General features: G+C 72.3%; 12 protein-coding genes. 8 read left to right on the forward strand and 4 right to left on the reverse strand.

All coding sequences use genetic code 11. The features are described from left to right. Positions 1-16 precede the first annotated feature (16 nt). Positions 17-502, reverse strand: a complete 486-nt coding sequence (locus tag ACFYNL_RS17370; RefSeq protein WP_388804575.1) for an Lrp/AsnC family transcriptional regulator — start codon at positions 500-502, stop codon at positions 17-19. 190 nt (positions 503-692) lie between these two features. On the opposite strand from ACFYNL_RS17370, the gene pdhA reads away from it, so the two are divergent. The 6 genes from pdhA (at position 693) to ACFYNL_RS17400 (ending at position 7,750) form a co-directional block, all read left to right on the forward strand. Beyond that, positions 693-1,829, forward strand: coding sequence for a pyruvate dehydrogenase (acetyl-transferring) E1 component subunit alpha (gene pdhA, locus ACFYNL_RS17375; protein WP_388803554.1), 1,137 nt, complete (start codon positions 693-695; stop codon positions 1,827-1,829). Further along, positions 1,826-2,830 carry an alpha-ketoacid dehydrogenase subunit beta gene (locus ACFYNL_RS17380; RefSeq protein ID WP_388803557.1) on the forward strand — a complete coding sequence of 335 codons (1,005 nt, stop codon included), beginning with the start codon at positions 1,826-1,828 and terminating at the stop codon, positions 2,828-2,830. Before pdhA ends, ACFYNL_RS17380 begins: the two co-directional genes overlap by 4 nt. After that, a complete protein-coding gene (locus tag ACFYNL_RS17385) occupies positions 2,830-4,227 on the forward strand; it encodes a dihydrolipoamide acetyltransferase family protein (protein ID WP_388803561.1) in 1,398 nt (465 codons plus the stop codon). The genes ACFYNL_RS17380 and ACFYNL_RS17385 overlap by 1 nt, the downstream gene beginning before the upstream one ends. Before the next feature lie 114 nt (positions 4,228-4,341). Further along, a complete protein-coding gene (locus ACFYNL_RS17390) occupies positions 4,342-5,277 on the forward strand; it encodes an NTP transferase domain-containing protein (protein ID WP_388803564.1) in 936 nt (311 codons plus the stop codon). Beyond that, on the forward strand, positions 5,274-6,644 hold the full coding sequence (locus ACFYNL_RS17395; protein ID WP_388803567.1) for a molybdopterin molybdotransferase MoeA: 1,371 nt from the start codon (positions 5,274-5,276) through the stop codon (positions 6,642-6,644). The genes ACFYNL_RS17390 and ACFYNL_RS17395 overlap by 4 nt, the downstream gene beginning before the upstream one ends. After that, positions 6,641-7,750, forward strand: a complete 1,110-nt coding sequence (locus ACFYNL_RS17400; RefSeq protein WP_388803570.1) for a potassium channel family protein — start codon at positions 6,641-6,643, stop codon at positions 7,748-7,750. The genes ACFYNL_RS17395 and ACFYNL_RS17400 overlap by 4 nt, the downstream gene beginning before the upstream one ends. A gap of 32 nt (positions 7,751-7,782) precedes the next feature. Here ACFYNL_RS17400 and ACFYNL_RS17405 read toward each other — a convergent pair whose 3' ends face one another. Next, a complete protein-coding gene (locus ACFYNL_RS17405; protein ID WP_388803573.1) occupies positions 7,783-8,631 on the reverse strand; it encodes an ABC transporter permease in 849 nt (282 codons plus the stop codon). After that, on the reverse strand, positions 8,628-9,641 hold the full coding sequence (locus ACFYNL_RS17410; RefSeq protein WP_388803576.1) for an ATP-binding cassette domain-containing protein: 1,014 nt from the start codon (positions 9,639-9,641) through the stop codon (positions 8,628-8,630). The genes ACFYNL_RS17405 and ACFYNL_RS17410 overlap by 4 nt, the downstream gene beginning before the upstream one ends. Before the next feature lie 240 nt (positions 9,642-9,881). Here ACFYNL_RS17410 and ACFYNL_RS17415 point away from each other — a divergent pair, with 240 nt between their 5' ends. After that, the gene (locus ACFYNL_RS17415) at positions 9,882-10,868 is read left to right on the forward strand and encodes an NAD(P)H-quinone oxidoreductase (protein WP_388803579.1); all 987 of its coding nucleotides are present in this window, start codon (positions 9,882-9,884) and stop codon (positions 10,866-10,868) included. Positions 10,869-10,896: 28 nt separating this feature from the next. Here the strand turns inward: ACFYNL_RS17415 and ACFYNL_RS17420 are convergent, their stop codons facing one another. Further along, positions 10,897-11,499, reverse strand: a complete 603-nt coding sequence (locus ACFYNL_RS17420; RefSeq protein WP_388803582.1) for a hypothetical protein — start codon at positions 11,497-11,499, stop codon at positions 10,897-10,899. A gap of 656 nt (positions 11,500-12,155) precedes the next feature. Between ACFYNL_RS17420 and ACFYNL_RS17425 the strand changes: the two genes are divergently transcribed. Then, the gene (locus tag ACFYNL_RS17425) at positions 12,156-12,698 is read left to right on the forward strand and encodes a bacterial proteasome activator family protein (RefSeq protein WP_388803585.1); all 543 of its coding nucleotides are present in this window, start codon (positions 12,156-12,158) and stop codon (positions 12,696-12,698) included. The last annotated feature ends 37 nt before the right edge of the window (positions 12,699-12,735 follow it).

A 12,735-nucleotide genomic window follows, 5' to 3' on the forward strand; every position in this document is an offset into this window, starting at 1 on the left:
CGGCCGGGGCGCCCGCTCAGCCCTGCGGCTCCAGGTCCTCCTCCTCGAACACCAGCAGCGTGCGCGTGCTGAGCACCTCGGGGATCGCCTGCAGCCGGGTCAGGACCAACTCGCGCAGCGCCCTGTTGTCGGAGGTGTGCACCAGGAGCAGCACATCGAAGTCGCCCCCGACCAGCGCGATGTGCGAGGCGCCCGGGAGCTGGGTGAGCTGCTCGCGCACCGTGCGCCAGGAGTTCTGCACGATCTTCAAGGTGATGTAGGCGGACGTTCCCTGACCGGCGCGTTCATGATTGACGCGGGCCCCGAAACCGCGGATGACGCCGTCCTCGATGAGGCGGTTGATGCGGGCGTAGGCGTTGGCGCGCGAGACATGCACCCGCTCGGCGACCGACCTTATCGACGCGCGGCCGTCCGCCTGGAGCATCTGGAGGATGTCCAGATCGATGGCGTCGAGCGGACGGGGCGGCGACGCGGATGCGCCGTCGCCCGGGCTGTCGGCCATTTGTTCAGGCGCCATGTCCCCCCACCTTCCTCCCGTGGACGTACTGCGTTCATTGGAGGCTGTGGAGAACCGTTTGTCCACAGCCTGAGGGGGCCTGTAGCCAAAATGTGCCGACGACCGAACAATCGGTAGGTGAGGCGCGTCACTGCCGTCGCGCCTCCCGTAGCCGCTCCCACGAGGAGGTGCCGTCATGACGGTCATGGAGCAGCGAGGCGCGTACCGGCCATCGCCGCCGCCCGCCTGGCAGCCCCGCATGGACCCCGTGCCGCTGCTGCCGGACGCGGAGCCTTACCGCGTCCTCGGCACCGAGGCCGCCGCCAAGGCCGACCCGGACCTGCTGCGCAGGCTGTACGCCGAGCTGGTGCGCGGACGGAGGTACAACGCGCAGGCGACCGCGCTGACCAAGCAGGGCCGCCTCGCCGTCTACCCGTCCAGCACCGGCCAGGAGGCATGTGAGGTCGCCGCGGCGCTGGCCCTGGAGGAGCGCGACTGGCTCTTCCCGAGCTACCGCGACACCCTCGCAGCCGTCGCCCGGGGCGTGGACCCCGTGGAGGCGCTGACCCTGCTGCGCGGTGACTGGCACACCGGCTACGACCCCCACGAGCACCGCGTGGCCCCCCTGTGCACGCCGCTCGCCACCCAGTTGCCGCACGCCGTCGGTCTCGCCCACGCCGCCCGCATCAAGGGCGACGACGTGGTCGCGCTGGCCATGGTCGGCGACGGCGGCACCAGCGAGGGCGACTTCCACGAGGCGCTGAACTTCGCCGCCGTGTGGCAGGCCCCGGTCGTCTTCCTGGTCCAGAACAACGGCTTCGCGATCTCCGTGCCGCTCGCCAAGCAGACCGCGGCGCCGTCGCTGGCCCACAAGGCCGTGGGCTACGGGATGCCCGGCCGGCTGGTCGACGGCAACGACGCGGTCGCCGTGCACGAGGTGCTCGGCGACGCCGTACGGCACGCCCGCGCGGGCGGCGGACCGACGCTGATCGAGGCGATCACCTACCGCATCGACGCCCACACCAATGCCGACGACGCGACCCGCTACCGCGGCGACTCCGAGGTCGAGACCTGGCGCGGACACGACCCGATCGCGCTCCTCGAGCACGAACTGACCGACCGGGGCCTGCTCGACGAGGCCGGGACGCAGGCCGCGCGGGACGCCGCCGAGACGATGGCCGCGGATCTGCGCGAACGGATGAACGCGGACCCGGCGCTCGACCCGATGGACCTGTTCGCCCACGTGTACGCCGAGCCCACGCCGCAACTGCGTGAACAGCAGGCCCAGTTGCGGGCGGAGCTCGAAGCCGAGTCGGAAGGGTCGCACCGATGACCACCGTCGCCGTCAAGCCGGCCACCATGGCGCAGGCCCTCACGCGCGCGATGCGCGACGCCATGGCGGCCGACCCCACCGTCCATGTCATGGGCGAGGACGTCGGCACCCTCGGCGGAGTCTTCCGGGTCACCGACGGGCTGGCCAAGGAGTTCGGCGAGCACCGCTGCACGGACACGCCGCTGGCCGAGGCGGGCATCCTGGGCACGGCGGTGGGCATGGCCATGTGCGGGCTGCGTCCTGTGGTGGAGATGCAGTTCGACGCGTTCGCCTACCCGGCGTTCGAGCAGCTCATCTCGCACGTCGCGCGCATGCGCAACCGCACCCGCGGCAAGATGCCGCTCCCGATCACCGTGCGTGTCCCCTACGGCGGCGGCATCGGCGGTGTCGAGCACCACAGCGACTCCTCCGAGGCGTACTACATGGCGACTCCGGGGCTCCATGTCGTCACGCCCGCGACCGTCTCCGACGCCTACGGACTGCTGCGTGCCGCCATCGCCTCCGACGACCCGGTCGTCTTCCTGGAGCCCAAGCGGCTGTACTGGTCGAAGGACACCTGGAACCCGGAGGACCCGCAGAGCGTTGAACCGATCGGCCGCGCGGTGGTGCGGCGCTCGGGGACGAGCGCCACGCTCATCACGTACGGACCGTCCGTGCCCGTCTGCCTCGAAGCCGCCGAGGCGGCGCGCGAGGAGGGGTGGGATCTGGAGGTCGTCGACCTGCGCTCGCTGGTGCCGTTCGACGACGAGACGGTCAGCGCCTCGGTGCGGCGGACCGGACGGGCGGTCGTCGTGCACGAGTCGGGCGGGTTCGGCGGCCCGGGAGGGGAGATCGCGGCCAGGGTCACGGAGCGCTGCTTCCACCACCTGGAGGCACCGGTGCTGCGTGTGGCCGGGTTCGACATCCCCTACCCGCCGCCGATGCTGGAGCGTCACCACCTGCCCGGCGTGGACCGCATCCTGGACGCCGTGGGGCGTCTGCAGTGGGAGGCCGAGAGCTGATGGCACAGGTGCTGGAGTTCAAGCTCCCCGACCTCGGGGAGGGGCTCACCGAGGCGGAGATCGTCCGCTGGCTGGTGGAGGTCGGTGACGTCGTCGCCGTGGACCAGCCGGTCGTCGAGGTCGAGACGGCCAAGGCGATGGTCGAGGTTCCCTGCCCCTACGGCGGGGTGGTCACGGCCCGCTTCGGCGACGAGGGCACGGAACTGCCCGTCGGGGCGCCGCTGATCACGGTGGCGGTGGGTGCACCGGACTCCGGCGGTGCCGGCGGGCGGCAGGCCGAGGAACCGGCTGCCTCCGGCAGCAGGACCGAGGGCTCCGGGAACGTCCTGGTGGGCTACGGCACGTCCGAGGCCCCCTCGCGGCGGCGCAGGGTGCGGCCGGCGCCACCGGAGCGTCGGGAGCAGGCCGTTCGCGGGCCCTCCGCCGCGTCCGTCGGCGCGAAGCCGGCCGCGCCTCACAACGGCGGCCACGAGGGCCCGGTGCCGGTGATCTCCCCGCTCGTCCGCCGCCTCGCCCGTGAGAACGGCCTGGACCTGCGGGAGCTGCACGGTTCCGGACCGGACGGGCTGATCCTGCGGGCCGATGTGGAGTACGCGCTGCGGGCCGCCTCCGCGCAGGGACGCGTGGCGGCACCCACGGCCGCCCCGGCAACGGCATCCGCGGTGACTCCCGCGGCAGCTCCTCCCGCCCGTGCCAAGACCGGCCCGGCCGGCATCCGCACCCCCCTCAAGGGCGTCCGAGGTGCCGTCGCCGACAAGCTGTCGCGCAGCCGGCGGGAGATCCCCGACGCGACCTGCTGGGTGGACGCCGACGCGACCGAGCTGATGCGGGCGCGGACGGCCATGAACGCCGCCGGTGGGCCGAAGATCTCCCTGCTCGCTCTGCTGGCCCGCATCTGCACCGCCGCCCTGGCCCGGTTCCCCGAGCTGAACTCCACGGTCGACATGGAGGCCCGGGAGGTCGTCCAGCTCGACCATGTGCACCTCGGGTTCGCCGCGCAGACCGAGCGGGGCCTCGTCGTCCCGGTCGTGCGCGACGCACACGCGCGGGACGCGGAGTCGCTGACCGCCGAGTTCGCCCGGCTGACCGAGGCGGCACGCGCGGGCACCCTCACACCGGCGGAACTCACCGGCGGAACCTTCACGTTGAACAACTACGGCGTGTTCGGCGTCGACGGCTCCACGCCGATCATCAACCACCCCGAGGCCGCGATGCTCGGCGTCGGCCGCATCATCCCCAAGCCCTGGGTCCACGAGGGCGAGCTGGCCGTCCGGCAGGTCGTCGAGCTGTCGCTCACCTTCGACCACCGTGTCTGCGACGGCGGCACCGCGGGCGGCTTCCTGAGGTACGTGGCGGATTGCGTGGAACAGCCGGCGGTGCTGCTGCGCACCTTGTGAGCGGGCCGTCAGGGGCCGCAACCGCTCGCATCGCGCTCCCGGTGAGCGAGCCGAAACGGCCTCCTGCCGCCCCACCGCGTTCCCTGTGATCGCGGAGACACGCATACTCGGGGGGTGACCGCGTACCAACCGCCCCGCACGCCGGGCGCCGCCGAGGCCGTGCACGACGGCCCGTACGACGCCGTCGTGCTCGCCGGCGGTGCCGCGCGGCGGCTCGGCGGCGCGGACAAACCCGGGCTGCGCGTGGGCGGGCGCGCGCTGCTCGACCGGGTGCTCACCGCCTGCGCCGACGCCGGCACCACGGTCGTCGTCGCCGATCCCCGCTCCACCGCGCGACCGGTCACCTGGGCGCGCGAGGACCCACCCGGCGGCGGTCCCCTCGCCGCGCTCGACGCCGGGCTGCGGCACACCCGGGCGGAGCGGATCGTGGTCCTCTCCGCCGATCTGCCGTTCCTCGACGAGGGCACGGTACGGCGGCTGCTGGCCGCCCTGCGCACGGGCGGCGCCGACGGCGCGCTGCTCACCGACGCCGACGGCCGCGACCAGCCCCTCGTCGCCGCCTACCGAGCGCCCGCGCTGCGCCGCGAACTGGCCGCGCTCGGCCGGCGGCACGACGGCCTCACCGGCCTCCCCCTGCGCCGGCTGACCGGCGCCCTCGACCTCACCCGCGTCCCCGACCCCGTCGCGTCCTTCGACTGCGACACCTGGGACGACATCGCCACCGCCAGGGCACGCATCAGGGAGCATGGGCACGTGTTGGATGAATGGATTTCCGCAGTCAAGGACGAACTGGGTATCGACCTCGACGTCGACACCAAGGTCCTGCTGGACCTCGCTCGTGACGCCGCCCACGGCGTGGCCCGGCCGGCAGCCCCGCTGACCACCTTCCTCGTCGGCTACGCCGCGGCCCGGGCCGCGGGCGCGCAGGGAGGCCCCGAAGCCGTCGCCGAGGCCTCCCGCAAGGCCACCGCCCTCGCCCTGCGCTGGGCCGAGGAAGCGGCCGCCGCGAAGTCCGAGGCCACGTCCGACGCCCGCCCGGACGCCGGATGACCGCCCGTGGCATCCAGGCGGAGGGGGACGCCGAGGACTTCGACGTCGAGGAGGTGCTCGCCCTGGTGAAGGAACGCAACGGCCACCACACCCCCGGTGATCCAGTGCCCGCCCCGGCCTCGCCCGCCCCCGGCTCGCCGGGCCAGCACCGCCATCACCACGCGACTCCCTGGCCCCGCGCCCGTGAGATCGCCGCCCAGGCCGCCCGCGCCGGCACCCGGGCAGCCCGCCGCGCTCCCGTCCAGGTGCCCCTCGACGCAGCCCTCGGCCTCACCCTGGCCGCCCCCCTCACCGCCCTCACCGACCTGCCTTCCTTCGACACCTCGGCGATGGACGGCTGGGCCGTCGCGGGACCAGGCCCCTGGGCCGTGCGGGACGAGGGCGTGCTGGCCGGGCACGGCGAGCCGGAGGCGCTCACCGACGGCGAGGCCGTCCGTATCGCCACCGGCGCCCGCATCCCCCCGGAGACCAACGCCGTGCTGCGCTCCGAGCACGGACGCTCGGACAGCCAGGGGCGTCTGCATGCCACCCGGGAGGTCCAGCCCGGTCAGGACATCCGCCCACGCGGCCAGGAGTGCCGTCGCGGTGACCATCTGCTCGCCGTGGGCACCGTGGTGACCCCGGCCGTGCTCGGCCTCGCCGCGGCCGCCGGATACGACACCCTCACCGTCGTACCCCGCCCGCGCGTCGAAGTCCTCGTCCTCGGCGACGAGTTGCTGACCGAAGGGCTTCCGCACGACGGGCTGATCCGGGACGCGCTCGGCCCGATGCTGCCGCCCTGGCTGCGTGCCCTGGGCGCCGAGGTCACCGCCGTACGCCGGCTCGGCGACGACGCCAAGGCCCTGCACAAGGCCCTCACCGGCTCCGACGCCGACCTCGTCGTCACCACGGGCGGCACCGCGGCAGGGCCCGTCGACCACGTCCACCCCATCCTCGAACGCATCGGCGCCGAACTTCTCGTGGACGGCGTCAAGGTGCGGCCCGGCCACCCCATGCTGCTGGCGCGGATCAAGGAGGACCAGCACCTCGTCGGCCTGCCCGGCAACCCCCTGGCCGCGGTCTCCGGCCTGCTCACCCTGGCCGAGCCGCTGCTGCGCACCCTCGCCGTCCGCCCCGCCCCGGAGTCGTACACGCTGCCCCTGAAGGAGGCGGCGCACGGGCATCCGTACGACACCCGGCTCATCCCCGTGGTGCTGCGCGGTGACCATGCCGTGCCGTTGCACTACCACGGTCCTGCCATGCTGCGAGGGATGGCGGCGGCCGACGCCGTCGCCGTCGTACCGCCGGGTGGTGCGCGCGCGGGCCAGGAGACGGAACTGCTGGATCTGCCCTGGGCGAGTGCCGGTATCGAGGTGTGTTTCACGTGAAACTTCCGGGCCAGGACGCGATCGCCCGCAGGGCCGACGAACGGGTCGAGACCTATCGGGTGAGGCTCCCGAAGAAGATCGTGGAGCATCCGTTCCGTCAGGTCGCCAAGCGGGTCACGCTGGCGCTCGGGCTGCTGGTGCTGGCGGCTTTGATCGTCTACGCCGACAACGGCGGCTACAACGACAACTCCGACGGTTCCGTCGATCTCCTCGACGCCTTCTACTACGCGACCGTCAGTCTCTCCACCACCGGATACGGCGACATCACCCCGGTCAGTGACGCCGCCCGACTCACCAATATCTTCGTCATCACGCCCATGCGGGTGCTGTTCCTGATCATCCTGGTCGGCACCACACTTGAGGTCCTCACCGAACGGACTCGGGAGGAGTGGCGTCTGACCCGCTGGAGGTCCACCTTGCGCGACCACACTGTCGTCATCGGCTTCGGCACGAAGGGGCGTTCGGCCATCCAGACCGTCTGCGCGACCGGCCTGCCCAAGGACCAGGTCGTCGTGGTCGACCCGAGCTCGAAGGTGATCGACGCGGCGGTCGCCGACGGCTATGCGGGGGTCACCGGCGACGCGACGCGCAGCGAGGTGCTGAAGCGGGCCGAGGTGCACAAGGCACGGAAGATCATCATCGCGACCCAGCGGGACGACACCGCCGTCCTGGTGACGCTGACGGCCCGGCAGCTCAATCACGGCGCGAAGATCGTGGCCGCGGTGCGTGAGGAGGAGAACGCCCCGCTGCTGAAGCAGTCCGGCGCCGACGCGGTCATCACCAGCGCCAGCGCGGCCGGACGGCTGCTCGGACTGTCCGTGCTCAGCCCCGCCGCCGGCATGGTCCTGGAGGACCTGATCCAGCAGGGCAGCGGACTGGACATCGTCGAACGGCCCGTCATAAAGGCCGAGGTGGGCAAGAGCCCGCGGCAGACGGAGGACCTGGTGATCAGCGTCGTACGCGGGCACCGGGTGCTCGGATACGACGATCCGGACGTCGGGAGACTGGTGTTGACGGACCGGCTCATCACCATTGTGCGGGCGACCCCGGGCAGCCAGGTCGCACCCGACGAGAGGCGTCTGCCCCCGGGGATGAGGCCCGTCTGAGCCGCCCCGGGGGCCTGTGACGGCCTGTCCGACTACTTGCGGTTGTAGAGCCGCATCGTGATCGGCCCGAAGACCACGACGAACAGCCCTGCCCAGCCCAGCGACCAGGCGATCTCGTCGGCGGGCCAGTCGCCCGCCATGAGGCCGCGCACGGCCGAGGAGAGATGGGTGATCGGGCTGTTGTTGACGAAGGCCTGGAGCCAGCCCGGCATGGTCTTCGGGTCGACGAAGACGTTGGACAGGAAGGTGAGCGGGAAGATCACCATCATGCTGACGCCCATCACGGACTTCTCGGAGCGCAGCATCAGCCCGAACATCGTCCAGATCCACGAGAACGCGAACGAGAAGGCCACCAGCAGCGCGATCCCGGCGAGCACACCGCCGACCCCGCCGTCCGGCCGGTAGCCGAGGATGATGCCGACGGTGAGCATCACCACGGACGCGATCGTGTAGCGCAGGGCGTCGCCCAGCAGGTAGCCGACCATGGTCGACGGCCGCCAGATGGGCAGCGTCCGGAAGCGGTCGAAGACGCCCTTCTCGATGTCGGTGTTCACCGAGACACCGGTGTACATCGTGATCATCACGACCGACATCACCAGGATGCCCGGCAGCAGGAACTGGATGTACTCCTTCGGGGAGCCGGCGAGGGCGCCCCCGAACAGGTACGTGTACATCAGCACCATCATGATCGGGAACGCGGTGACGTCGAAGAGCTGCTCCGGCACGTGCTTGATCTTGAGGATCGCCCGCCAGCCGAACGTCATGGAGGCCGACCAGGCGCTGGGCCGCGGCGGCCGCTCCCCGGAGACCAGCAGCGCGGCGAGCGACTCGGCGCTGACGGGGGCGAGTTCCTGGTTCTCGGTCTGCGTCACCGTGCTCATGCCGCCACCTCGTCCTTGTCGTCCTTGGTCTCTTGGGTGTCGTGTCCGGTGAGGGCGAGGAAGACCTCGTCCAGGCTGGGCTGGCCCAGGGAGAAGTTGTCGACGGTGATGCCGCTGCGGGCCAGTTCGCCGAGCGCGCGGGCGGCCTGCTCCGCCGCGCCCTGTCCGTCGGCCGTTCCGGAGCCGACACGCGCCGTGAGTGCCACCGGGTCGGGTTCCAGCTGTACGTCCGCGTCCAGGGTCAGCCGCAGCACACGCTCGGCCTCCGGCCGCTGTGCGGCGTCCCGCAGCCGCAGATGCACCGAGCCGGCGCCGACGGACGCCTTCAACTCGCCCTTGGTCCCCTCGGCGATGACCTTGCCGTGGTCGATGACGGCGATACGGGACGCCAGTTGGTCGGCCTCGTCCAGGTACTGCGTGGTGAGCAGCACGGTGGTGCCCTGGGCGACGACCGCGCGGACGATGTCCCACACCTGGTTGCGGCTGCGCGGGTCGAGGCCGGTGGTCGGCTCGTCGAGGAAGAGCAGGTCGGGAGTGTTGAGGATGGAGGCGGCGATGTCGATACGGCGTCGCATGCCACCGGAGTAGTTCTTGACCTGCTTCGCGGCCGCGTCCGTCAGCCCGAAGGCCTCCAGGAGCTGTGCGGCACGCACGCGCGCCGAGTGCTTGCCGTGTCCGAGGAGCCGGCCCAGCAGGACCAGGTTCTCGGTGCCGGTGAGGTCCTCGTCCACGGAGGCGTACTGCCCCGTGAGGCTCACCCGGCTGCGTACCTCGTCGGCCTCGCGGACGACGTCATGGCCGAAGACGTGCGCCTCACCGCCGTCCGGTCGCAGCAGGGTGGCGAGCATCTTCACCGTGGTCGTCTTACCCGCGCCGTTGGGGCCGAGGACCCCGTAGACCGTCCCGGCCGGAACCGCGAGGTCCACGCCGTCGACGGCCCGTGTCTCACCGAATGTCTTCACCAGGCCCGCGGTCTCGATGGCGAGACCGGACGTCGTCCGCGTGCTCATGTGTCGGTTCCTTCCGAGTGGCCTTCCGTGTTCTTGGACTACGCATGGGGAGACCTTCACGGTCGCGCAAACTCATCGCTGCCGCACAGGCTTTTTCCGGGGGCCGCCGAACCGAGGGGAGGGGGCCCGCCGAAGACCGAGGGAGAGAGGGCCCGCCGAAGACCGAGGGAGAGAGGGGCTTCCGACCCGGCGACGGAGTACGCGGTCGGCAGGCGAGGGCCGAGGAGTACCGTCCGTCCCATGCATGCGATCACGATTCCCGAACCTGGTGGGCCCGAGGCACTGGTGTGGGACGAGGTCCCCGACCCCACGCCCGGCGAGGGCGAAGTGCTGGTCGAGGTGGTGGCCGGGGCCGTCAACCGTGCCGACATCCTGCAGCGACAGGGCTTCTACGACCCGCCGCCCGGTACCTCCCCGTACCCCGGGCTGGAGTGTTCCGGCCGCATCGCGGAACTCGGTCCCGGTGTCGGCGGCTGGGCCGTCGGCGACGAGGTGTGCGCGCTGCTCGCGGGCGGCGGCTATGCCGAGAAGGCCGTCGTGCCGGCCGGCCAGCTGCTGCCGGTGCCCGAGGGCGTGAGCCTGACGCAGGCCGCCGCCCTGCCCGAAGTGGTCTGCACGGTCTGGTCGAACGTCTTCATGGTCGCCCACCTCCGCCCCGGCGAGACCCTGCTGGTGCACGGCGGCTCCAGCGGCATCGGCACCATGGCGATCCAGCTGGCGAAGGCCGTCGGCGCCAAGGTCGCCGTCACGGCGGGCAGTGCCGAGAAGCTCGACCGGTGTGCCGAGCTGGGTGCGGACACCCTGATCAACTACCGGGAACAGGACTTCGTGGCCGAGGTGAAGAAGGCCACGGACGGCGCCGGGGCCGACGTCATCCTGGACAACATGGGCGCCAAGTACCTCGACCGCAACGTCAAGGCTCTCGCCGTCAACGGCAGGCTCGCGATCATCGGCATGCAGGGCGGGGTCAAGGGCGAGCTCAACATCGGTGCGCTGCTGGCCAAGCGCGGTGCCATCAGCGCGACCTCGCTGCGGGCGCGCCCGCTCACCGAGAAGGCGGCGATCGTCGCCGCCGTACGCGAGCATGTGTGGCCCCTGCTGGACGGCGGCCACGTACGTCCCGTCGTCGACCGTGAGATCCCGATGAACGACGCGGCCGAGGCGCACCGGGTGGTGGAGGAGAGCGGGCATGTCGGGAAGGTGCTCCTCGTGGCGCCGCGGGACTGAGTCCTGAGCGGCCGCCCCGGCAGGGCTGTCACCACTGGTCCCGCCGCAGCCGCAGACCGACGAAGGCGAGCCCCAGACCGAGCCCGATGAGCACCAGCCCGCTGCCGAGGGGCAGGACCTCAAGCACGGGCTCGGCGGGTCCCTCCGCGTGCGAGACGGGCTGCCCGCCGGATCGGCTCGGCGGGGCGGACGGCGCCGCGGAGGCGTCGTCGGCGGCATCAGGGTCCCCGGAATCACTCCCGTCCGCCTCCCCCTCGGCCTCCGTCGAGCCGTCGCCGTCCCCGCCCTCCTCGTCGCGTTCGTCCCGTTCGTCTCGTTCGCGGCCACCGGGCTCGTCGGCCGCCGTCTCCTCGTCCTCCAAGGGACCCCTCGGCCGTCCGGGCCGCTCCCTGCCCTCACCGGGTCGGCTCCCGGCGCGGGAGGGCTTGTCGGTCGGGGCCGGGGGTGAGGTGACGGGGCCGTGCGCGGGCGCAGCGGACGACGCGTCGGACGCCGGGGACTCCTGTCCCCTCTTGGCGTCCCTGGCCCCACCGGCCTCACGGTCCCGACCGTCGGCACCGGCCCGGCTGCTCTCACCGGCCGCACCGACGGCTTCTCCGGTTTCGACGCCGGTGTGACCGGTCTCCCCCACGGGGCCGGGCTCACCGGACCGCCCGGGACCCGCAGCCGCGCTGGAGGACGCGGAGTGGCTCACGGACCCGTCCGCGACGGCGGCGGAGGACGAGGCCGTGGAGCCGGGGGAGTCCGAGGCCGCTTCCGCGGAGGGACCCGTGGGCGATCCTGAGGGAGCGGAGGGCACCCTCGACGCGGCAGCGGAGCCGGAATGCGCGGCGGAACCGGGCGACGTCCCGAGCGCGGCCCCGCCGCGCGGGCCGTCGAGCCCCCATGACGTCCCCGTGCCGCACGTCCCCACGACCAACCCGGCCACCAACCCGACCAGCACCCCCGCCGCCCGCGAGACCCGCGGTGTCGCATGTCCCGCCCGGCGGCGGTCAGCAGCGTCCGGGGCACCGGAACCGGCGCGCGGCCGCTCCTGTCCCACTCCCAGCCATGGAGTCATGGGACAAGCCTCACAGTCACCAATGAACCCGGCATTCCAGACTCCGCCACCCGACCGAATCCCCGAAGCGCGGCCGCGGCGGTGCAACCGGCCCGGAACGGACGGGAACCGACAGGGAGGGACGGCTCCACCGGGGCGGTGAGGAAAGTCCTCCGGTGGAAACGGTGGATCTTGCCCCGGCGGGGGCACCACGATGATGAGCTGTACGGGTGCGAGAGAATGGCGGCATGGAGATGCCGAGGAACGACAGGCCGTCCGAGAACCCCCAGATCCTGGTCGTGGGCCAGGACGGGATGGCGCTCACCGGCGGCAACGCAGACGAGGACTCCCGCGAGATCCCCGTGACGGAGCAGGTGGAACAGCCGGCGAAGGTCATGCGGATCGGCAGCATGATCAAGCAGCTGCTCGAGGAGGTGCGCGTCGCGCCCCTGGACGAGGCGAGCCGGGTCCGGCTGAAGGAGATCCACGCCAGCTCGGTGAAGGAGCTGGAGGACGGCCTGGCGCCGGAACTCGTCGAGGAACTGGAGCGGCTGTCCCTGCCGTTCACGGACGAGGCGACCCCGAGCGACGCGGAACTGCGTATCGCGCAGGCCCAGTTGGTCGGCTGGCTGGAGGGCCTCTTCCACGGCATCCAGACCACGCTCTTCGCTCAGCAGATGGCCGCGCGCGCCCAGTTGGAGCAGATGCGCCGCGCCCTCCCGCCGGGCGTCGGCGGCCACGAGGACGGCGAACACCGCCAGGCCGGCCGCACGGGCGGCCCGTACCTGTAACCACCGGTTCCGGACGGATCGAGGGCCCGGCAGCCGA

The sequence above is a fragment of the Streptomyces sp. NPDC007808 genome (assembly GCF_042868655.1).
In the GTDB taxonomy this organism is placed as follows: domain Bacteria; phylum Actinomycetota; class Actinomycetes; order Streptomycetales; family Streptomycetaceae; genus Streptomyces.

Excerpts from the sequence above, each read along its gene's own strand:
- ACFYNL_RS17370 (WP_388804575.1), bottom strand. The coding sequence starts at position 502 with ATGGCCGACAGCCCGGGCGACGGCGCATCCGCGTCGCCGCCCCGTCCG.
- pdhA (WP_388803554.1), top strand. The coding sequence starts at position 693 with ATGACGGTCATGGAGCAGCGAGGCGCGTACCGGCCATCGCCGCCGCCC.
- ACFYNL_RS17380 (WP_388803557.1), top strand. The coding sequence starts at position 1,826 with ATGACCACCGTCGCCGTCAAGCCGGCCACCATGGCGCAGGCCCTCACG.
- ACFYNL_RS17385 (WP_388803561.1), top strand. The coding sequence starts at position 2,830 with ATGGCACAGGTGCTGGAGTTCAAGCTCCCCGACCTCGGGGAGGGGCTC.
- ACFYNL_RS17395 (WP_388803567.1), top strand. The coding sequence starts at position 5,274 with ATGACCGCCCGTGGCATCCAGGCGGAGGGGGACGCCGAGGACTTCGAC.
- ACFYNL_RS17405 (WP_388803573.1), bottom strand. The coding sequence starts at position 8,631 with ATGAGCACGGTGACGCAGACCGAGAACCAGGAACTCGCCCCCGTCAGC.
- ACFYNL_RS17410 (WP_388803576.1), bottom strand. The coding sequence starts at position 9,641 with ATGAGCACGCGGACGACGTCCGGTCTCGCCATCGAGACCGCGGGCCTG.
- ACFYNL_RS17415 (WP_388803579.1), top strand. The coding sequence starts at position 9,882 with ATGCATGCGATCACGATTCCCGAACCTGGTGGGCCCGAGGCACTGGTG.
- ACFYNL_RS17425 (WP_388803585.1), top strand. The coding sequence starts at position 12,156 with ATGGAGATGCCGAGGAACGACAGGCCGTCCGAGAACCCCCAGATCCTG.